Below are 20508 nucleotides of genomic sequence, written 5' to 3' on the forward strand. Positions count from 1 at the left end.
GCGCCACGGACGGACGCGATGGTGGAGCCCTTCTGGCCCACGGCGACGTAGATGCAGCGGACCTGCTTCTCCGGGTCGCCCGAGCGCCAGTTGTCGCGCTGGTTGATGATCGTGTCGACGGCCACCGCGGTCTTGCCGGTCTGGCGGTCGCCGATGATCAGCTGGCGCTGGCCGCGGCCGATCGGGGTCATCGCGTCGATGGCCTTGATGCCGGTCTGCAGCGGCTGCTTGACCGACTTGCGGGCCATGACGCCGGGGGCCTGCAGCTCCAGGGCGCGGCGGCCGGTGGAGGCGATGTCGCCCAGACCGTCGATCGGGTTGCCCAGCGGGTCCACGACGCGGCCGAGGTAGCCGTCGCCGACCGGCACGGAGAGGACCTCGCCGGTGCGGCGCACCGTCTGGCCCTCCTCGATGCCGCCGAACTCACCGAGGACGACGACACCGATCTCGCGGGTGTCGAGGTTCAGCGCGAGGCCGAGCGTGCCGTCCTCGAACTTCAGCAGCTCGTTCGCCATGACCGAGGGCAGGCCCTCGACATGCGCGATACCGTCCGCCGCGTCAGTGACCGTGCCGACCTCTTCACGCGAGGCGGCGTCCGGCTGGTACGACTGGACAAAGTCGGCCAGCGCGTCCCGGATCTCCTCCGGACGGATCGTAAGCTCCGCCATCAGGCTTCCCTGCTCTCCTAGTTTGCGATCCTCGGCCCGCCATTGAGGGCCGCAAGTATTCGACTCTCGGCCGGGTCTCTCGAACCGGCCGTACGATTTGCCGGCTCCTATTCGGAGCCGGTTCCCGACCGAGGGTCGGATGTGCTTCGGTGCTCAGCCTTCGAGCGACTGGCGAGCGCCTTCGAGGCGGCTCGACACGGTGCCGTCGATGATCTCGTCACCGATCTGGACCCGGACACCGCCGACGACCTCGGGGTCGACATCGATGTTCAGGTGCACCTGGCGGCCGTACAGCCGGCCCAGGGCGCCCGAAAGGCGGTCCTTCTGGCCGTCCGACAGCGGCACCGCGGTGGTGACCAGGGCCACCACGCGACCGCGTCGCGCCGCGGCGAGCTTCGAGTAGGACTCCAGGCCCTGCTCAAGGCTACGGCCACGCGGAGCATTCACCAGGGCGGTGACCAGCCGGACGGTGCCGGCGTTGGCACGGCCGCCGAGCAGCTTCTTGATCAGCGCAGCCTTGGCGACGGCGCCGGCCTTCGGCTCGGTCAGCGCGGCGCGCAGCTCGTTGGAGCCGCTCACCACCCGGCCGAACCGGAACAGCTCGTCCTCGACGTCGTCCAGGACACCGGCCTTGTCGGCGGCGATGACCTCGGCGTACGCGGCCAGCTCCTCGACGGCGTCGACCAGGTCGCGCGCACCCGACCAGCGGGAGCGGACCAGGCCGGAGACCAGGTCGAGGGTCTCGCCGGAGACCTGGCCGGTCAGCAGCGAGGAGACCAGCTGGGCCTTGTCCTGACCCGACCGGGACGGGTCGGTCAGGACACGGCGCAGCGACACCTCACGGTCCAGCAGGACCGTGACGGCGGTGAGCTCCTCGGCGAGCTTGGCCGCGTCCACCGAGGTGGAGTCGGTCAGGCCTTCGAGGTTCTGCCGCCCGGCGGCGAGGGCCTCACGGCTGGCGCCGATCACTTGGCCGCACCCTGAGCAACGGCGGCCTTGGCCTCCAGCTCGTCCAGGAAGCGGTCGATGACGCCGCTCTGACGCGCGTGGTCCTCAAGGGACTCACCCACGATGCGGGAGGCCAGCTGCGAAGCGAGCGAACCCACGTCCTGGCGCAGGGCGGCAGTCGCCTGCTTCTTGTCGGCCTCGATCTGCGCGTGGCCGGCGGCGACGATGGCCTCGCGCTGGCGCTGGCCCTCCTCGCGCATCTCGGTGAGCTGGGCAGCGCCCTGCTCGCGAGCCTGCTCGACGATGCGGGCAGCCTCGTGACGCGCCTCGGCGAGCTCGGCGCGGTACTGCTCAAGCAGGGCCTGGGCCTCGGCCTGAGCGGTCTCGGCCCGCTCCATGCCGCCCTCGATGGCGTCCCGACGCTCCGACAGCACCTTCTCGATGCTGGGGAGGAGCTTCTTGCCGAGGAGACCGAAGACGATGAAGAAGCAGAGCAGGCCGATGATGATCTCGGGCCATGCGGGGAGGAGAGGATTCATCTTCTCCTCGGCCGCGAGCGAAGCCGCGATGCTCATATCTGGACCTTCCTCGAATGGGTCTGCGGCAGGATTACTTGTTGCCGAAGACGAACGGCATGACGATGCCGATGAGGGCGAGCGCCTCGGTCAGCGCGAAGCCGATGAACATGTTGGAACGGATGAGGCCGGCGGCCTCGGGCTGACGGGCCATGGCCTGGACACCGTTACCGAAGATGAGACCGACGCCGATGCCGGGGCCGATCGCGGCGAGGCCGTAGCCGATGGACGCGACGGAACCGTAGACAGTGCCCTCAGCGAGGAAGCTCATTGCAGTTGTCCTTTGCAGGGTGGTGAACCGGTGGTGATTGGCCACCGGGCGATCCGGGAGGTTGGTTCGGGGAGGGCCGGGGCCCCTGGCTCAGTGCGCCTCTTCGAGGGCACCGGCGATGTAGCTGCTGGCCAGCATCACGAAGATGTAGGCCTGCAGGAACTGGACCAGCAGCTCGAAGGCGGTCAGCGCGACGGCGACGATGAACGAGGCCGAGCCGTACAGCGCGCCCAGGGTCGGGCTGAGCAGGTACCAGGAGGCGATGGAGAACATCACGATCAGCAGGTGGCCGGCGAACATGTTCGCGAAGGCTCGGACCGCGAGCGTGAAGGGGCGCACGAAGATGTTCGAGAAGAACTCGATCGGCACCAGGATGAACATGACCCAGCCGGGGATGCCCGAGGGCCAGCAGAGGTTCTTGAGGCCGCCGACGAAGCCGTGCTTCTTGAAGGTCAGCGTCATGTAGGTGACCCACACGACGCCGGCCAGGGCGGCCGGGAACGCGATCGCGGCCGTCACCGGGAACTGGGCGAACGGGATGATCGACATGATGTTCATCAGCCAGATGAAGAAGAACATCGAGACGAGCATCGGGACGTACTTCTCGCCCTTCTTGCCGATCGTCTCCAGCACGATGGACCGCTTGACGAAGTCGTAGCCGATCTCGGCGACCAGCTGCAGCTTGCCGGGAACGAGGCGCGGCTTGGCGAAGCTGACCCAGAAGAAGACGACCACCAGCAGCGCGACGACCATCGACAGCAGCATCGGCTTGTTGAAGTAGAAGCTGCCGATCGAGAAGATCGGCTTGAAGTCGAACTCGTTCAGGCCCGGGGCCGGGAAGCCGCAGCCAGCGTCCCCGAAGTGGCAACTGCCTGAGGCGAGGGACGTGAGCTGATCAGCACTCACCACGGACTCCTTCGTCGTGACGCATGGTTACGGCAACCTCGGTGTGTCGGCGTGGCCTGCGGCCACGGAGCGGCACTGGAACTTGATGGGTTTCTCGCGGACCCCGCGCGGCGGCTAGCTGCGCCACAGCGGGACCATCGAAGACTGCGCGGGTCCGGGGGGCGATCCGTCCGTCTGTCGGACAGACCTGGCCTCTTCCCGTACTCCGTTGTTGCGACGGACGATAGCAGCCCGTCAGTGCGGCATAAACACCGCCCCCCTCGTTGGGGGGACAGTCGGGCCTCGTCACTGTTGACGCCCCGAGTCGGAAGGCTTGTCGCCCTTGCTTTCGGAGGCGTCGGTGTCGACGTAGAAGGTCTTGGCCTTGAGTGCGCCGCGCACCTGGAAGCCCGTCCAGATCAGTGCGCAGCCCAGCAGCGTGAAGGCGAAGGCCTGCCGGTTGAAGAGCTCGGTGTTCTTGAAGACAGCGAGGACGATACCGACCAGCAGGATCTGAGTGGTGTAGACCAGGAGCGCCGCAGCCATCATGATGTGCGGGTTCGACCTGGTCAGCCGGTCGAGTGCGACCTGGCCGAAGCTGAAGAAGGCCATCACCAGCAGCGTTCCGAAGAGGGCGCCGAGCAGTCCCTTGCCACCCGCGACGGCAAAGGAGATCACCATGGCGATGATCCCGGCGACCGCAGTGGGAATCGCGGCGCCTCGGAGGATCCGGGCGTCGTTGGACGGCATGTCGGCAGCTCCGGCGGCATGTCGATGTGGCAGGGGGACGGGCACAGAACGTGGTGGTTGGCACCGGACCGAGGGCCGCCGCAGGCCTTGCCGCTCTGCGGCGGGCCTGCCGAGGGAGACCGACCAGGGACGGAAGTCCTCCACCTGTCAGGTCTTTCGGCGTGTTCTCGGTACTCGTGAACGGTATCACAAACTATTTGATGAGAGCTTTACCATGAATGTGTGGTACCTGTCACACCAACGGCCCAAGGGTGCAGCCGTACGGGTGAACCACCTTGACGATACGTCAATTCGCCTACCGGCTGGGGTTGCTGCCGTTCCGGTTGCCGCCGACCGCGGGCGAACCCTTCGGCAGTTCACCCAGTAGTTCCTTGTCCTTCGCGGACAGTTCAGCCATCGGCGCCGACGTCGGCGCGGGTGCCACCGCTTCGTCCCCGACGGTCTGCACGGCGCTCCGGGCGGCGCCGCGGCGCCGGTAGCGCGGCGGGACGAAGGCCTGCACCGCGCGCGGGGCCCGCGGGCGGAACCGCGGGGTGAGCAGCACCACCAGGCCGACCAGGCAGAGCCCGGCCAGCGTCAGCACGACGGTGCGGCCGGTGTTGGTGACCGAGAAGGCGACGGTGCCGAAGGCGATCAGCGCGGCCCAGAAGTACATGATCAGAACGGCGCGGCTGTGCGAGTGGCCGACCTGGAGCAGCCGGTGGTGCAGGTGCCGCTTGTCGGCGGCGAACGGCGACTGGCCGGCCCAGGTGCGGCGGACCACGGCGAGCAGCAGGTCGGCCAGCGGCAGGGCGATGACGGTCAGCGGCAGCAGCAGCGGGATGTAGATCGGGACGAGGGCGTGCACCGTGGCGGTCTGCGAACCGGTCTCGCTGGTGATGAGGTCCGGGTCGACGCGGCCGGTGATGGAGATCGCGGCGACGGCCAGCATCAGGCCGAGCATCATCGAGCCGGAGTCGCCCATGAAGATCCGGGCCGGGTGCAGGTTGTGCGCCAGGAAACCCAGGCACATGCCGATCAGCAGCACGCTGAACAGTACGGCGGGGGCCGCGTCCATGATGTTGTAGCCGTACCAGAGCCGGTAGGAGTACAGGAAGAAGGCCATCGCGGCGATGCAGACCATGCCGCCGGCCAGGCCGTCCAGGCCGTCGATGAAGTTCACCGCGTTGACCATGACGACGACCATGGTGACCGAGATGACCATGCCCTGGGTGGGGCTGACGGCGACCGCGCCGACACCGGGCACCGGCAGGGTGATCACGGTGACCCCCTGCCAGACCATCACACCGGCGGCGATCATCTGGCCGCCCAGCTTGACCAGGGCGTCGACGCCCCACTTGTCGTCGAGCACGCCGAGCAGCCACATGATCCCGGCGCCGGAGAGCAGCGCGCGGATGTCGGTGCCCTGCGAGAAGACCTTGGAGAGGTTGTCCAGCTGCGAGGCGACCAGGATGCCCGCGCAGAGGCCGCCGAACATGGCGATGCCGCCGAGTCGCGGCGTGGGCTCGCGGTGCACGTCACGGGCGCGGACCGGCGGCATCGCGCCGGCCGCGATGGCGAACTTCCGAACCGGGCCGGTCAGCAGGTAGGTGACGGCCGCGGTGCAGAACAGCACCAGCAGATACTCACGCACCACTGGCCTCCTGCGTCACTGTCCGACGGGTCGGTACCGAAGGTACTCCCGTGCCTGTCCGGGTATCGAGGTGCGTCGCCACGGCACACACCTTATTGAGTCGGACGCCCGGGACGTGCATCGCGGTTCGCCCTACCGGGGAGGTGACCCCGACACCCCCGGCTACCGGCGGTCGGCGAAGGCCCGGGCGAGCTCCCGGACCCGCTCGCCGATCCGTACGTCCGCGCCCTCTGCGAGCAGGCGGCCGATCAGCCCGGCGATCTCGGTCAGCTCGGCCTCACCCATGCCCTGCGAGGTGACCGTCCCGGTGCCGAGCCGGATCCCGGAGGCCTCGGAGGGCGGTGCGGGGTCGTACGGCAGGGCGCACTTGCCGAGCATCAGTCCGGCGACGGTGCAGCGGCGCTCGGCCTCGGCGCCGCTGACCCCCAGCGGGCCGACGTCGGCGGTGACCAGGTGGGTGTCGGTGCCGCCCGTCAGTGGGCGCATACCGGCCTCCGCGAGCCCTGCTGCCAGGACGCGCGCCCCCGCGACGGTGCGGTGGGCGTAAGCGCGGTACCCGGGGGTGGCCGCCTCGGCGAGCGCGACGGCCTTGCCGGCCACCTCGTTCATCGCGGCGCCGCCCTGGCTGAACGGGAAGACCGCCCGGTCGATCCGCTCGGCCAGCTCGGTGGTGCAGAGCAGCAGGCCGCCGCGCGGGCCGCGGAGCAGCTTGTGGGTGGCGGCCACGGTGACGTCCGCGTACGGCACCGGCGAGGGCGCGACGCCCGCCGCGACCAGGCCGGTGGTCTGCGCCGCGGAGGCGATCAGGTAGGCGTCCACCTCGTCGGCGATCTCCCGGAAGGCGGCCCAGTCCGGGTGCCGGGGGTAGGAGATGGAGCCGGCCACGATGGCCTTCGGGCGGTGCTCGCGCGCGAGCGCGCGGACCTGGTCGAGATCGATCAGTCCGTCCTCGCGGCGCACCCCGTAGCCGACGAAGTCGAACCAGCGTCCGGAGAAGTTGGCACGCGAGCCGCAGCTCAGGTGGCCGCCGTGCTCCAGCGACATCGCCAGCACCACGTCGCCCGGCCGCAGCAGCGCCGCGTACGTCGCCAGCATCGCCGAAGTGGCCGACCGGGGCTGGACGTTGGCGTGCGGGGCGGCGAAGAGCTCACGGGCCCGGTCGACCGCAAGCAGCTCGGCGGCGTCCGCCAGCGCGCAGCCGGTGTGGTGCCGCCGGCCGGGGTAGCCCTCGGCGTACTTGTCGATCAGCGGGCCGGTGAGGGCGGCCAGCACGGCGGGGCCTGTGAGGTTCTCCCCCGCCAGCAGCTGGACGCTCTCGGCCCGCCGCTCGGCCTCGGCGGCGAGCAGGTCGGCCAGCTGCGGGTCGGCCCGTCGCAACGCCTCGGACGCCCACCGGCGCCCCGTCGTCTCGAAGGATCCGGTCACGGCATCGGCGACGGTCATGGCGGGGCTCCCGGGGCGCGTCGGGTGGATCCCTCCAGCGTAGGTCGGGGGATCGCGGCCGTCCTGCCGACGCGGGGGTGGTGCACCCGGGCGGGCGTCCGCTGCGCCGGAAGGGCGTCCGGATGCGCCGTCAGACCCTGTGTCCGGAGCGCGCGCCGGTGCCGCGGTCAGGCCCGGCGGCAGGAGCGCGCGCCGGTGCCGCGGTCAGGTGCGCGCGGGCACGCCGGTGAGCGCGGTGACCACCGGGTCCACCGCGTGGAATATCTCCTCGCCGCAGTTGCGGAACATGCCGATCGGCGCGCCGTACGGGTCGTGCACCTCGTCCGACTCCGGGCTGGAGGCGAGCAGCCAGCCGCGCAGTGCGGCGGCGGCCCGGACCAGGGCGCGGGCACGCTCGGTGACGTCCGCGCCGCGGCGCGGGTCGGGCAGGGTGCCCGGGTCTATCGTCCGGACCAGGCGGGTGAACTCCTTCAGGGTGAAGGTGCGCAGCCCGGCCTCGTGGCCCATCGAGATCACCTGGGCGCGGTGGTCCAGGGTGGCGGTGAGCACCAGGTCGGCCTCGACCACGTGCTCGTCCAGCAGCTCGCGGCCGACGAAGCCGCCGCTGTCGGCGCCGTACTCGTCCAGCACCGTGGCGGCGTGCTCCTCCATCGGCGCGCCGACGTGGCCCCAGGTGCCGGCGCTCTCCACGAGGATGCGCCCGGCCACCCGGGGGCTGAGCCGGGTGTCCAGCTCACGCCGGGTGAGCCGCTCGGCGATCGGCGAGCGGCAGATGTTCCCCGTGCAGACGAACAGGATCCGGAAGTGGTCCAGCGGCCTGGGACCCACGCTCAGGTACGGCGATATGCCGGGCCCGGCATGGAGGGAGGCGGCCGTCAACTGCCGGCCTCCAGGTCGGGGACGACCTCCCTCAGCTGCTCGGCGCTGATCGCGCCGGCCCGCAGCAGGACCGGGACCTTGCCCGTGACGTCGACGATGGAGGAGGCGGTGGCGTGGTCGGCCGTGCCGCCGTCCAGGTAGACCGAGATGGCGTCGCCGAGCTGCTGCTCGGCCTCGTCGCAGGTGGACGGCGACGGGCCGCCGGTCTTGTTGGCGCTGGAGACGGCGAGCGGGCCGGTGGTGTTCAGCAGCTCGATCGCGACCGGGTGCAGCGGCATCCGGACGGCGACGGTGCCGCGGGTCTCGCCGAGGTCCCAGCGCAGCGAGGGCTGGTGCCGGGCGACCAGGGTGAGACCTCCGGGCCAGAAGGCGTCGACGAGCTCCCAGGCCTGCTCGGAGAAGTCGGTGACCAGGCCGTGCAGGGTGGTCGGCGAGCCGACCAGGACCGGCGAGGGCATGTTGCGGCCGCGGCCCTTGGCGGCCAGCAGGGCGGCGACGGCCTCCGGCGAGAAGGCGTCCGCGCCGACCCCGTAGAGGGTGTCGGTGGGCAGCACGACGAGTTCACCCCGGCGGATGGCCGAGGCGGCCTCGCGCAGGCCGGTGGCGCGGTCCCCGGCATCGGCACAGTCGTAGCGGCGGCTCATCGGTGCGGTCCCCTTCCGAGATGGCTCAACACGTGGGCGGGCACGTTCACAGCGACGCCCTGCGGGTCGTCGTGCGCTGGATGGTCACGACGAGGCCTTCCGGGCCGTCGTGCCGTGCTGAATGGTCACAACGACGCCCTTCGGGCCGTTGTGAAGCGCGGCCGGTTGTTCAGGTCGCGGTGGTCGGCGGCGTCCGTCCAGCCGCCTTCCTCGTTGAAGATCCACGGCACCTGGCCGCCCTGGGTGTCGGCGTGCTCGATCACCACGGCGCCGCCCGGGCGCAGCAGGCGGGCGGCGACCCGCTCGATGCCGCGGATGGTGTCCAGCCCGTCCTCGCCGGAGAACAGCGACATCTGCGGGTCGTGGTCGCGGGCCTCCGGCGCCACGTACTCCCACTCGGTGAGCGGGATGTACGGCGGGTTGGAGATCACCAGGTCGAAGCGGCCGTCCCAGGAGCGGTCGTCGGCGAAGGCCTTGGTGGCGTCACCGGCGTGCAGGGTGACCCGGGCGCGGTCGGAGCTGGCCTCGATGTTGCGCCGGGTGTACTGCAGCGCCCCCTCGTCCAGCTCGAAGGCGTGCACGGTGGAGCGCGGCAGCTCCTGGGCGAGGGCCAGCGCGATGGCGCCGGAGCCGGAGCAGAGGTCGACCACCAGCGGCTCGGCGACGTCCATGTCACGGACGGCGTCTATGGCCCACTCGACGACCGTCTCGGTCTCCGGGCGGGGCACGAAGACCCCGGGGCCGACCTCCAGCTCCAGGTAGCGGAAGAACGCCCGGCCGGTGATGTGCTGGAGCGGCTCGCGTGCCTCGCGGCGGGAGACGGCCTCCCAGTAGCGGGCGTCGAAGTCCGCGTCCTTGACCGTGTGCAGCTGGCTGCGCTTGACGTTGTGGACGTGTGCGGCGAGCTCCTCCGCGTCGAAGCGCGGCGACGGCACACCGGCCGCGGCCAACCGCTGGGTGGCCTGGGCCACCTCGGCGAGCAGCAGGTTCACGTACGACCTCTTGTTTCTGCGCTGCGGCTTCTCTGGTGCGTCCGGGGCCCGGACGCCGGTCTCAGTTCTGCTGGGCCGCCGCGAGCTTGGCGGCCGCGTCGGCGTCCACGCAGGACTGGATCACCGCGTTCAGGTCGCCGTCCAGGACCTGGTCCAGGTTGTACGACTTGAAGCCCGTGCGGTGGTCCGAGATGCGGTTCTCGGGGTAGTTGTACGTGCGGATCCGCTCGGAGCGGTCCACGGTGCGGACCTGGCTGCGGCGCGCGTCCGAGGCCTCCCGCTCGGCCTCCTCCTGCGCGGCGGCCAGCAGCCGCGAACGCAGGATGCGCATCGCCTGCTCCTTGTTCTGGAGCTGGCTCTTCTCGTTCTGGCAGGACGCCACGATACCGGTCGGCAAATGGGTGATCCGGACCGCGGAGTCGGTGGTGTTGACCGACTGGCCGCCGGGGCCGGACGAGCGGTAGACGTCGATCCGCAGGTCGTTGGCGACGATCTCGACCTCGACCTCCTCCGCCTCGGGGGTGACCAGCACGCCCGCCGCGGAGGTGTGGATGCGGCCCTGCGACTCGGTGGCGGGGACGCGCTGCACGCGGTGCACGCCGCCCTCGTACTTCAGCCGCGCCCAGACGCCCTGGGCGGGCGAGCCGTCGGGGTTGGTCCGAGCGCCCTTGGTCTTCACGGCCACCGACACGTCCTTGTACCCGCCGAGGTCGGACTCGTTGGAGTCGATGATCTCGGTCTTCCAGCCGATCCGCTCGGCGAAGCGCAGGTACATCCGGAGCAGGTCACCGGCGAACAGCGCGGACTCCTCGCCGCCCTCGCCCGCCTTGATCTCCAGGATGACGTCCTTCTCGTCGCTCGGGTCGCGCGGGACGAGCAGCAGCCGCAGCTCCTCCGTCAGCTCCTCGCGGCGGGCCTCGGAGTCCTTCACCTCGGCGAGGAACTCCGGCTCCTCGGCGGCGAGTTCGCGGGCGGCCTCGATGTCCTCGCCGGCCTGCTTCCAGGCCCGGTAAACCCGGGTGATCGGGGTCAGCTCGGCGTACCGCTTGGCCAGCTTGCGCGCGTTGGCCTGGTCGGCGTGGACGGACGGGTCGGCCAGCCTCGTTTCGAGGTCGGCGTGCTCGACGAGGAGCTCTTCGACTGCCTCGAACATGGGTGGCCTTCTTCCCGTGGGTTGCGGTGGTGGGGGTCGCGGGGCGCTCGTGCGCCGTGGGACGCGAACGGCGCCGGTCCCCAACGCCCCCGGAACGAGTACGGGGGCGCCGGGAACCGGCGCCGAGGGAGCGCTAGGCCTTCGCGCTGTGCTGCTTGCCGAAGCGGGCCTCGAAGCGGGCCACGCGGCCACCGGTGTCGAGGATCTTCTGCTTGCCGGTGTAGAACGGGTGGCACTGCGAGCAGACCTCGGCGCGGATCTCGCCACTGGTCTCGGTCGAGCGGGTGGTGAACTCGTTGCCGCAGGTGCAGGTCACACGGGTGACCACGTACTCGGGGTGAACGTTGGGCTTCAAGGGGTTCTCCTAGTGTTCGGGAGGGCACCGGGTCGGCGACTGGAGTGCCGCACGTGAACCGGGACCGACGGACCAGTCTGCCAGGACCAGCCGCTTCTTCCCAAACCGGGTGGCGTTCCGGGATATTCCGGGCCCGGACTCAGCGGGGCGCGGTCGCCCGTGCCGAGGGCTTGGCGGTGCCCGCCGGGCCGGTCACCGGGGCCTTCGCGGGGGCCGTGGGGGTCGCCTGGGCGGGGTTCCCGGGCTGGGCCGCCACCACGGCCTGCGGGAGCGCCTGGTCGGCCTTCAGGGCCGCCCAGAGCTGGTCCGCCTGCGGCTGCTGCGCGACCACCCGGTTGGGGTCGCCGGGGGCCGCCGCCACCGGCAGGGTGACCATGGACAGCTGGTCCGGGCCGATCCCCTTGAGCTCCTGGGCCAGCCCCACCAGGGAGTTCACCGAGGCCAGCGCCGAGTCGGTGGTGATGGAGCGGGTCAGCGTGTCGCCGATCGACCAGAGCTTGACCGGGTTGGAGAAGAGCCCGAGCCCGCCGGCCTGCTGGAGCAGCGACCGCACCATCTGCTTCTGCAGCTCGATCCGGCCGAGGTCGCTGCCGTCGCCGACGCCGTGCCGGGTGCGGACGAAGGCCAGCGCCTGCCTGCCGTCGAGGTGGTGCTCGCCGGCCGCCAGGTCCAGCCCGCTGTCCTGGTCGTGGATGGGGACCGTGGTGGTCACGGTGGCCCCGCCCATCGCGTCCACGACCCGGGCGAAGCCGGCGAAGTCGATCTCGACGTAGTGGTCCATCCGCAGCCCGGTGAGCTGCTCCGTGGTCTTGACCGCGCACGCGGCGCCACCGGTCTCGTACGCGCTGTTGTACATCGCGCGCCTGACCCCGGGGGCGGCCTTGCCGTTCCGGTCGGTGCAGTCGGGCCGGGCGACCAGGGTGTCCCGGGGTATCGAGACCACCTCGGCCCGCGAGTGGTCCTGGCTGACGTGCACCACCATGGCGGTGTCCGAGCGGGCGGTGTCGCCGGTGTCGCCGCCGGCCAGGTCGCCGTTCCCCCCGGCCCGCGAGTCCGAGCCGAGCACCAGGACGTTGAACGAGCCGTCGGTGGCGGACGGCGGGCGGGCGGTGCCCAGCCGGGCGTCGATGTCGACGCTCTTGATGTTGCCGTTGAGCTTGAAGTACGCGTAGCCGGCCGCCCCGGCACCGAGGACGACGAGCGCGGCGAACGCGCACGCGGCCACCCGCAGGACCTTGCGGCGGCGGCTCAGGACACGCTTGTGCTCAGCCATACGGTCCAGAGTAAATCGGACAACATGATCCAAAGGGGTCATTGTGTCCCGACTCTGGAACAACGCACGGAACCCCGGTCCGCTCGCGCGAACCGGGGTTCCGTGCTGGTGCTTCAGCCGTTGACGGTCAGTCGCCGGACCCGGGGGTCGTCTTGGCGATCTGCATCAGGAACTCGGCGTTGGACTTGGTCTGCTTCATCTTGTCCAGCAGCAGCTCGATCGCCTGCTGCGAGTCGAGCGCGTGCAGCACCCGGCGGAGCTTCCAGACGATGGCCAACTCCTCGCTGCCCAGCAGGATCTCCTCCTTGCGGGTGCTGGAGGCGTCGACGTCGACGGCCGGGAAGATGCGCTTGTCCGAGAGCTTCCGGTCGAGCTTGAGCTCCATGTTGCCGGTGCCCTTGAACTCCTCGAAGATCACCTCGTCCATCCGCGAGCCGGTCTCGACCAGCGCGGTGGCCAGGATGGTCAGCGAGCCGCCGTTCTCGATGTTGCGCGCGGCACCGAAGAACTTCTTCGGCGGGTACAGCGCGGTCGAGTCGACACCACCGGACAGGATGCGGCCGGAGGCCGGCGCCGCCAGGTTGTAGGCGCGGCCGAGGCGGGTGATCGAGTCCAGCAGGATCACCACGTCGTGGCCCAGCTCCACCAGGCGCTTGGCGCGCTCGATGGCCAGCTCCGCGACCGTGGTGTGGTCCTCGGCCGGGCGGTCGAAGGTCGAGGAGATGACCTCGCCCTTCACCGACCGCTGCATGTCGGTGACCTCCTCCGGACGCTCGTCGACCAGGACGACCATCAGGTGGCACTCGGGGTTGTTGTGGGTGATCGCGTTGGCGACCGCCTGCAGCACCATCGTCTTGCCGGTCTTCGGCGGCGCGACGATCAGACCGCGCTGGCCCTTGCCGATCGGCGACACCAGGTCGATGATCCGGGTGGTCAGCACGCCCGGGTCGGTCTCCAGACGGAGCCGCTCCTGCGGGTAGAGCGGGGTCAGCTTGTTGAACTCGGGGCGGCCGCGGCCGCTCTCCGGGTCCATGCCGTTGACCGAGTCCAGCCGCACCATGGCGTTGAACTTCTCGCGGCGCTCGCCGTCGCGCGGCTGGCGCACCGCACCGGTGATGGCGTCACCCTTGCGCAGGCCGTTCTTGCGGACCTGGGCGAGCGAGACGTAGACGTCGTTCTGGCCCGGCAGGTAGCCGGAGGTGCGCACGAACGCGTAGTTGTCGAGGATGTCGAGGATGCCCGCGACGGGGATCAGCACATCGTCGTCGCCGACCTGCGGCTCGGCGGGGCCGACCTCGAAGCCCTCACGACGCCCACGGCCCCGGCGGTCGCGGTAGCGGCCGCGGCGGCCGCGCCGGCCGTCGCCGAACTCGTCGTCGTCGTAACCGCCCTGCTGCGCCTGCGGCTGGACCTGCTGGCCGCCCTGGCGGTTCTGCTGGCCGTCGCCCTGGGCGGTCTGCTGCTGGCCGCCCTGGCGGTCGGCACGGTCGGTGCGGTCGGCACGGTCCCGGCGGTTGCGGCGGTCGCGGCGCGACTCGCGGCTCTCGGCGTCCTGGCCGGCCTGGGCCTCGCCGGCCTCCTGGCGGCCCTCGCGCTCGCCGCCCTCGCGGCGGTCGCGGCGGTCCCGGCGGTCGCGGCGGGTCTCGGTGCGGCCCTCCTCCCGGCCCTCGAAGGCGCGGGTCTCGGCCGGGCGGGCCTCGGCCTGCTTGGCCTCGGTGACGACCGCGGCGGGCGCCTCGGCGGCGGCCTCGGCGGTCGGGGCGCCGGCGGCCGAGGTGGCACGACGGCGGGTGCGCTCGGCACGGGCCGGCGCGGCGGTCTCGGCGGCGGCCTGGACCGGGATCTCGATCTGGGCCTCGGCGGCGGCCGGGGCCTCGGCCTGCGCGGCCTTGGTGCGGCGGGCGGGCTTCTCGGCCGGCGCGGCGGTGTCCGCCTTGGCGGCGGCACGCTTGGTCGCCGGGGCGGTCGTGGTGGCGCCGGCGGCGAGCAGCGGGTCCCCGCCGCTCTTCTCCTTGATGGCCTCGATCAGCTGGCTCTTGCGCAGGCGTCCCGTGCCGCTGATCCCCAGCGTCGAGGCGAGCTTCTGGAGCTCGGCCAGGACGAGCCCGTCGAGGCCCGCGGCGGCGGTGCGACGGCGCCGGGCCGGGGCCGCGGGGGCGGCGGCTGCGTCCGACGCCTCGGCGTCCGGGCGCGCGCCCATCAGATCGGTGGTGTCGCTCACTAAGGGTCCTTCCCTGGAGCGGACGTCGGCCTGTCTGGCTCGGCGACCGGTTGTGCTGTCCTGACCAACGCTCGACTGCGTCGGTCCGAGGCGGTGATCCCCCGGATGGCGGTAGCCAGTCGGAGGAGAGCTGCGAGGTGCGGTGCATGAAGCACGGTGGTGCTGAGTGGCGCGATGGGACGGTCGCGTGCCGACCCCGCGCTGCCTGTGAATCCCGGGCCCCCGTCGCGTGACGGTGGCCCGCGCTCCGCCCGTCCTGGCCTCGGGTTGGAGGCTGCGGGTGGGAGTCAGGTGCCGTCACGGCTTCGGGATGCGACCGCAAGTTGCGCAGGCAGGCTGCGTACGCGCTGCGGTGGGCTCCCGGAGAATCGTCGCCCCGTACATCGCCGGGACTCCGCGCGAGCGGAGTGCTGGGATCGGGACGCGGCGCACCGAGCCCCGGAGGGCACCTGGTGCAGCAATGAGGTTAACACTACCGACCCCCTCAGACATTCCCCAGCCTTGCGCTTGCCAATCGTGTCCGGACAACCCGGCTCCGGTCGGCGCCGGTCCGGGCCGTCGGACGTGCTCCGACGTGGTGCTCAGACGTCGAGCGGGAGCACCGTGGCCCCGGCCCGGTCGAGCTCCAGCCGGTGCGCGGCGAACACCGGGCCACCGTGGCCGTGGTCGCCGGCGAAGGCCAGCACCTTGTCGGCACCCGCCTCGTCGGTGAGCGCCAGCACGGTCGGACCGGCCCCGGAGATCACCGCCGGGACGCCCTCCGCGCGCAACGCCCCCACCAGCGCGGCGCTGTCCGGCATCGCGGAGGCCCGGTAGTCCTGGTGCAGCCGGTCCTCGGTGGCGGCGAGCAGCAGCTCGGGCCGCCGGGTCAGGGCCTCCACCATCAGCGCGGCGCGGCCCGCGTTGACGGCGGCGTCGGCCAGCGGGACGGTCCTGGGCAGCAGACCGCGGGCGGTCTCGGTGAGCACCTCGGTGGACGGGATGAACACCACCGGGACGACCTGCGCGGACGGCTCCAGGGTCACGGCCCTGGCGGACTCCTCGTCGGTCCAGGCCACCGTGAAGTTGCCCCGCAGGCAGGCCGCGACGTTGTCGGGGTGGCCCTCCAGCTCGGAGGCGAGGGCCAGCAGCGCCTCGTCGTCCAGCGCGGACGGGCCGCCGATGGTGACGGCGCGGGCGGCCACGATGCCGGCGCAGATCGCGGCGGACGAGGAGCCCAGGCCACGGCCGTGCGGTATCCGGTTGGCGCACACCACTTCGAGGCCGCGTGGCTGGCCGCCGAGGCGGTCGAAGGCGGCGCGCATCGAGCGGACCACCAGGTGGCGCTCGTCACGGGCCAGGGTGTCGGCACCCTCGCCGGCGATGTCGACGGAGAGCCCGGAGTCGGCGACCCGGACGACCACGTCGTCGTACAGACCCAGGGCGAGTCCGAAGGCGTCGAAGCCGGGGCCGAGGTTGGCGCTGGTCGCGGGAACCCGGACCCGGACGGCGGCGGCACGGAACGCAGGACCGGCCATGCGGTGGACTCTCCTGGGGAAATCGGGCGGCGCGAAGCGCGTCGGCGCGAGGGTGGGGATGGGCCGCGGGCCCCGGCCGGGGCGGGCGGTCACAGTCGTCGGCGCGGCCCGCAGACGGGCCGGACCCGGGGCATGTGCCACACGGCCGAACCCAGAGTATCGAAGAGAGGTTCCACAGTGGTACACCCCGTGGGCCTTCGATCTGGTGTGTTGCCGTTTCTGGCCGGAATGCATGCCGGAATGGCACCGGAATGCACGCTGGAATTGACACAAAAGTGTCAGCCGAGAACGGCGGCGGGCCGACCCCCGAAAGGGTCGGCCCGGGCACCGGTCACGGGGTGACCCGGCTCAGTCCAGCAGGCCGAGGCGGCGGGCGGCGGCCTCCGCGTCGATCGGGACCACCTGGGGCTGCGGCGCGCCGGCCACGGCCCAGTCCGGGTCCTTGAGGCCGTTGCCGGTCACGGTGCAGACGATCCGCTGGCCCGGGTCGACCAGGCCGGCCTCCGCCTTGGCCAGCAGGCCGGCCACCGAAGCGGCCGAGGCGGGCTCCACGAAGACGCCCTCCTGCGCGGCCAACAGCCGGTAGGCGGACAGAATCTGACGATCCGTCACCTTGTCGATGAGACCGCCCGATTCGTCCCGTGCGGCGAGCGCGAAGTCCCAGGAGGCCGGGTTGCCGATCCGGATCGCGGTGGCGATGGTCTGCGGCTTGAGCACCGGCGCACCGTCCACGATCGGGGCCGAGCCGGCGGCCTGGAAGCCCCACATCCGCGGGGTGCGGGCGGCCAGCCCGTCGGTGGCGTATTCGCGGTAACCCTTCCAGTACGCGGTGATGTTGCCCGCGTTGCCCACCGGGAGGACGTGGATGTCGGGCGCGTCGCCGAGCATGTCCACGATCTCGAAGGCCGCGGTCTTCTGTCCCTCGATCCGGACCGGGTTCACCGAGTTGACCAGCGCCACCGGGTACTTCTCGGACAGTTCACGCGCAAGGGTGAGGCAGTCGTCGAAGTTCCCGTCCACCTGAAGGATCTTGGCGCCGTGGACCAGCGCCTGGCCCATCTTGCCGAGCGCGATCTTGCCCTGCGGGACCAGCACCGCCGACACCATGCCGGCGCGCACCGCGTAAGCGGCGGCGGAGGCCGAGGTGTTGCCGGTGGAGGCGCAGATGACGGCCTGGGCGCCGTCCTCCTTCGCCTTGGAGATGGCCATCGTCATGCCGCGGTCCTTGAAGGACCCGGTCGGGTTGGCGCCCTCGACCTTGAGGTAGACCTCGCAGCCGGTGCGCTCGGAGAGCACCCGGGCGGGGACGAGCGGCGTGCCGCCCTCCAGCAGGGTGACCACGGGAGTGGAGTCGGTGACCGGCAGGCGGTCGCGGTACTCCTCGATCAGGCCGCGCCACTGGTGGGTGTGCGCGCCTCTGGCGATCACGGCGTTCATGGCTGTTCCTACTCCCCTTCAACCCGCATGATGCTGGCCACGTCCCGCACGCTGTCGAGCGCGCGGAGCTTGTCGACCGTCGCCGACAGGGCGGCGTCGGTGGCACGGTGGGTGACCACGACGAGCGAGGCGTCGCCGTCGCGGCCCTGCTGGCGCACGGTGTCGATGGAGACCCCGTGCTCGGCGAAGACGGACGCCACCTGCGCGAGCACGCCCGCGCGGTCGTCCACGTCCAGGCTGACGTGGTACCGGGTGACGACCTCGTCCATCGGCTTGGCCGGCAGCTGCGTGTACACGGAGTCACCGGGGCCGGTGGCGCCGGCCAGCTTGTTGCGGCAGACCGCGACCAGGTCGCCGAGCACCGCCGAGGCGGTCGGCGAGCCGCCCGCGCCCGGGCCGTAGAACATCAGGCGGCCGGCCGCCTCGGCCTCGACGAACACCGCGTTGTACGCCTCGCGGACGGACGCCAGCGGGTGCGACAGCGGGATCATCGCCGGGTGCACCCGCGCGGTGACGGACGCGCCGTCGGCCGCCCGCTCGCAGATCGCGAGCAGCTTGACGACGCAGCCCATCTCCTTCGCGGAGGCGATGTCGGCGGCGGTCACCTCGGTGATGCCCTCGCGGTAGACGTCCGCCGCGGTCACCTTGGTGTGGAAGGCGATCCCGGCCAGGATCGCGGCCTTGGCGGCGGCGTCGAAGCCCTCGACGTCGGCCGTCGGGTCCGCCTCGGCGTAGCCGAGCGCGGTGGCCTCCTCCAGCGCCTCCGAATAGCCGGCGCCGGTGGTGTCCATCTTGTCGAGGATGAAGTTGGTGGTGCCGTTCACGATGCCCAGCACCCGGTTGACCTTGTCCCCCGCGAGGGACTCGCGCAGCGGGCGCAGCAGCGGGATCGCGCCGGCCACCGCGGCCTCGTAGTAGAGGTCCACGCCGGCCTCGGCGGCCGCCGCGTGGAGCTCGGTGCCGTCCTGGGCGAGCAGCGCCTTGTTGGCGCTGACCACCGAGGCGCCCTGCTTGAACGCCGACAGGAGGAGGTGTTTGGACGGCTCGATGCCGCCCACCACCTCGATCACCACGTCGATGTCGCCCCGGTTGACCAGGGCCTCGGCATCGGTGGTGACCAGGTGATCGGGCACTCCCGGGCGGGTCCGGCCCGCCCGGCGGACCGCGATGCCGACGAGCTCGACCGGCGCGCCGATGCGCGCGGCGAGGTCGGCGGCGTCCGTCGTCATGATGCGCGCCACCTCGGAGCCCACCACACCACAGCCCAGCAACGCCACCTTCAGCGGCCGCGTACGCATCATCCGACTCCGCTCTGCATTCGTCCTGCTTCGGTATTCCGGCGGGATTTCGGGGGTCCGCCGGAACTTCGGTCTGTACCAGTCTCCGGGACTTTCCGTACGGATCTACGGTCGTTCCATGATCTGAGACGAGAATTTCGTCATCCGATATCGAGACGCAGGAGATCCTCCTCCGTCTCGCGCCGGACGATCACCCGGGCCGCGCCGTCCCCGACGGCCAGCACGGGGGGCTTGAGGGCGTGGTTGTAGTTGCTGGCCATCGAGCGGCAGTAGGCGCCGGTGGCCGGCACCGCGATCAGGTCGCCCGGGGCCAGGTCGGCGGGCAGGAAGGCGTCCCGCACCACGATGTCGCCGGACTCGCAGTGCTTGCCCACCACGCGGACCAGCATCGGCCCGGCGTCGCTGGCGCGCGACACCAGGGCCACCGAGTACTCGGCGTCGTAGAGCGCCGTCCGGATGTTGTCGGACATGCCGCCGTCCACGCTGACGTAGGTGCGCAGGCCCTCCAGCGGCTTGACGGTGCCGACCTCGTACAGCGTGAAGGCGGTCGGGCCGACGATCGCGCGGCCGGGCTCGACGCTCAGCCGGGGGGCGTTCAGGTTCGCGGCGGCGCACTCACGGCGGACGATGTCGGCCAGCGCGGCGGCGATCTCGGACGGCTCGCGCGGGTCGTCCTCGCTGGTGTAGGCGATGCCGAGGCCGCCGCCGAGGTCGATCTCGGGCAGCTCGACGCCGTACTCGTCCCGGATCTCCGCCAGCAGGCCGACCACCCGGCGGGCGGCGACCTCGAAGCCGGCCGTGTCGAAGATCTGCGAGCCGATGTGCGAGTGGATGCCGCGCAGCTCCAGGGTCCCGTCGTGGGCGAGCACCCGGCGCACGGCCTCGGCCGCCGCGCCTCCGCTCAGCGAGAGGCCGAACTTCTGGTCCTCGTGCGCGGTGGCGATGAACTCGTGGGTGTGCGCCTCGACGCCGACGGTGATCCGGATCAGCACCGGCTGGCGGACGCCCTGCCGGCCGGCGATCGCGGCGAGGCGCTCGATCTCCTCGTAGGAGTCGACCACGATGTGCCCGACGCCCGCCTTCACGGCCTGCTCCAGCTCGTGGACGGACTTGTTGTTGCCGTGCAGCGCGATCCGCTCGGCGGGCATCCCGGCGGCCAGCGCGACGTGCAGCTCGCCGCCGCTGCACACGTCGACGTTCAGGCCCTCCTCGTGCAGCCAGCGCACGACCGCCTTGGAGAGAAACGCCTTGCCCGCGTAGTACACGTCCGCGCCGGTGCCGAAGGCGTCCCGCCAGGCACGGGCCCGGGAGCGGAAGTCGGCCTCGTCCATGACGTAGGCCGGGGTGCCGAACTCGGCGGCGAGACGGTTGACGTCGATGCCGCCGACGGTGACGACGCCGTCGGCGCCGCGGGTGACGGTCTCGGACCACACCTTCGGGTCGAGCGCGTTCAGGTCGGCCGGCGGGGCCTGGTAGTGACCCTCGGGCAGCACGTCGCCGTGGCGGGGGCCTGCGGGGTGTGCGGAGCGACTCATGTCTTCTCGTACTTCCTAGACCTATGGCGAG

18 protein-coding genes and 1 pseudogene are annotated in these 20508 nt (G+C 71.5%); all 19 read right to left on the reverse strand.

What is annotated here, in order from left to right:
* Positions 1-668: pseudogene (locus C2142_RS13770) on the reverse strand (F0F1 ATP synthase subunit alpha); the annotation flags it as partial.
* Positions 669-821: 153 nt separating this feature from the next.
* Entirely contained in the window at positions 822-1637 is an 816-nt protein-coding gene (locus C2142_RS13775) for a F0F1 ATP synthase subunit delta (RefSeq protein ID WP_148642911.1), read from the reverse strand.
* Positions 1634-2191 (reverse strand): F0F1 ATP synthase subunit B, encoded by a 558-nt coding sequence (locus tag C2142_RS13780; protein ID WP_148642912.1) that lies wholly within the window; start codon positions 2189-2191, stop codon positions 1634-1636. Before C2142_RS13780 ends, C2142_RS13775 begins: the two co-directional genes overlap by 4 nt.
* A 34-nt stretch (positions 2192-2225) precedes the next feature.
* The gene (gene atpE, locus C2142_RS13785; protein WP_148642913.1) at positions 2226-2462 is read right to left on the reverse strand and encodes an ATP synthase F0 subunit C; all 237 of its coding nucleotides are present in this window, start codon (positions 2460-2462) and stop codon (positions 2226-2228) included.
* A 90-nt stretch (positions 2463-2552) separates the two neighbouring features.
* Positions 2553-3368 (reverse strand): F0F1 ATP synthase subunit A, encoded by an 816-nt coding sequence (gene atpB, locus C2142_RS13790; RefSeq protein WP_148642914.1) that lies wholly within the window; start codon positions 3366-3368, stop codon positions 2553-2555.
* A 285-nt stretch (positions 3369-3653) separates the two neighbouring features.
* Positions 3654-4097: a hypothetical protein gene (locus C2142_RS13795; protein WP_148642915.1), complete on the reverse strand. Its 444-nt coding sequence runs from the start codon at positions 4095-4097 to the stop codon at positions 3654-3656.
* A gap of 295 nt (positions 4098-4392) precedes the next feature.
* On the reverse strand, positions 4393-5730 hold the full coding sequence (locus tag C2142_RS13800) for an MraY family glycosyltransferase (RefSeq protein WP_148642916.1): 1338 nt from the start codon (positions 5728-5730) through the stop codon (positions 4393-4395).
* Positions 5731-5892: 162 nt separating this feature from the next.
* Positions 5893-7173, reverse strand: a complete 1281-nt coding sequence (locus tag C2142_RS13805; RefSeq protein WP_148642917.1) for a serine hydroxymethyltransferase — start codon at positions 7171-7173, stop codon at positions 5893-5895.
* A 204-nt stretch (positions 7174-7377) separates the two neighbouring features.
* Entirely contained in the window at positions 7378-8019 is a 642-nt protein-coding gene (locus tag C2142_RS13810) for a protein-tyrosine-phosphatase (RefSeq protein ID WP_148644766.1), read from the reverse strand.
* A gap of 29 nt (positions 8020-8048) precedes the next feature.
* Positions 8049-8696 (reverse strand): L-threonylcarbamoyladenylate synthase, encoded by a 648-nt coding sequence (locus C2142_RS13815; RefSeq protein ID WP_148642918.1) that lies wholly within the window; start codon positions 8694-8696, stop codon positions 8049-8051.
* 125 nt (positions 8697-8821) lie between these two features.
* Positions 8822-9688 (reverse strand): peptide chain release factor N(5)-glutamine methyltransferase, encoded by an 867-nt coding sequence (prmC, locus tag C2142_RS13820; RefSeq protein WP_148642919.1) that lies wholly within the window; start codon positions 9686-9688, stop codon positions 8822-8824.
* A 61-nt stretch (positions 9689-9749) separates the two neighbouring features.
* Complete coding sequence (gene prfA / locus C2142_RS13825) at positions 9750-10841, reverse strand: peptide chain release factor 1 (RefSeq protein WP_148642920.1); 1092 nt, start codon at positions 10839-10841, stop codon at positions 9750-9752.
* A gap of 133 nt (positions 10842-10974) precedes the next feature.
* Entirely contained in the window at positions 10975-11196 is a 222-nt protein-coding gene (gene rpmE / locus C2142_RS13830; RefSeq protein ID WP_148642921.1) for a 50S ribosomal protein L31, read from the reverse strand.
* Positions 11197-11335: 139 nt separating this feature from the next.
* The gene (locus tag C2142_RS13835) at positions 11336-12469 is read right to left on the reverse strand and encodes an LCP family protein (RefSeq protein WP_241002564.1); all 1134 of its coding nucleotides are present in this window, start codon (positions 12467-12469) and stop codon (positions 11336-11338) included.
* Between the two features lie 127 nt (positions 12470-12596).
* A complete protein-coding gene (gene rho / locus C2142_RS13840; RefSeq protein WP_148642923.1) occupies positions 12597-14690 on the reverse strand; it encodes a transcription termination factor Rho in 2094 nt (697 codons plus the stop codon).
* Positions 14691-15271: 581 nt separating this feature from the next.
* On the reverse strand, positions 15272-16207 hold the full coding sequence (gene thrB / locus C2142_RS13845; protein ID WP_148642924.1) for a homoserine kinase: 936 nt from the start codon (positions 16205-16207) through the stop codon (positions 15272-15274).
* A 348-nt stretch (positions 16208-16555) separates the two neighbouring features.
* Entirely contained in the window at positions 16556-17644 is a 1089-nt protein-coding gene (thrC, locus tag C2142_RS13850; RefSeq protein WP_148642925.1) for a threonine synthase, read from the reverse strand.
* 8 nt (positions 17645-17652) lie between these two features.
* The gene (locus tag C2142_RS13855) at positions 17653-18945 is read right to left on the reverse strand and encodes a homoserine dehydrogenase (protein WP_148642926.1); all 1293 of its coding nucleotides are present in this window, start codon (positions 18943-18945) and stop codon (positions 17653-17655) included.
* Between the two features lie 137 nt (positions 18946-19082).
* A complete protein-coding gene (gene lysA / locus C2142_RS13860) occupies positions 19083-20477 on the reverse strand; it encodes a diaminopimelate decarboxylase (RefSeq protein WP_148642927.1) in 1395 nt (464 codons plus the stop codon).
* Positions 20478-20508 lie beyond the last annotated feature (31 nt).

Origin of the sequence: Streptomyces sp. CB01881 (genome assembly GCF_002953255.1) — a bacterium.
Taxonomy (GTDB): Bacteria; Actinomycetota; Actinomycetes; order Streptomycetales; family Streptomycetaceae; genus Kitasatospora.

Excerpts from the sequence above, each read along its gene's own strand:
- thrC (WP_148642925.1), bottom strand. The coding sequence starts at position 17,644 with ATGAACGCCGTGATCGCCAGAGGCGCGCACACCCACCAGTGGCGCGGC.
- C2142_RS13805 (WP_148642917.1), bottom strand. The coding sequence starts at position 7,173 with ATGACCGTCGCCGATGCCGTGACCGGATCCTTCGAGACGACGGGGCGC.
- C2142_RS13795 (WP_148642915.1), bottom strand. The coding sequence starts at position 4,097 with ATGCCGTCCAACGACGCCCGGATCCTCCGAGGCGCCGCGATTCCCACT.
- lysA (WP_148642927.1), bottom strand. The coding sequence starts at position 20,477 with ATGAGTCGCTCCGCACACCCCGCAGGCCCCCGCCACGGCGACGTGCTG.
- C2142_RS13780 (WP_148642912.1), bottom strand. The coding sequence starts at position 2,191 with ATGAGCATCGCGGCTTCGCTCGCGGCCGAGGAGAAGATGAATCCTCTC.
- C2142_RS13835 (WP_241002564.1), bottom strand. The coding sequence starts at position 12,469 with ATGGCTGAGCACAAGCGTGTCCTGAGCCGCCGCCGCAAGGTCCTGCGG.
- thrB (WP_148642924.1), bottom strand. The coding sequence starts at position 16,207 with ATGGCCGGTCCTGCGTTCCGTGCCGCCGCCGTCCGGGTCCGGGTTCCC.
- atpE (WP_148642913.1), bottom strand. The coding sequence starts at position 2,462 with ATGAGCTTCCTCGCTGAGGGCACTGTCTACGGTTCCGTCGCGTCCATC.
- C2142_RS13815 (WP_148642918.1), bottom strand. The coding sequence starts at position 8,696 with ATGAGCCGCCGCTACGACTGTGCCGATGCCGGGGACCGCGCCACCGGC.
- C2142_RS13855 (WP_148642926.1), bottom strand. The coding sequence starts at position 18,945 with ATGATGCGTACGCGGCCGCTGAAGGTGGCGTTGCTGGGCTGTGGTGTG.
- prfA (WP_148642920.1), bottom strand. The coding sequence starts at position 10,841 with ATGTTCGAGGCAGTCGAAGAGCTCCTCGTCGAGCACGCCGACCTCGAA.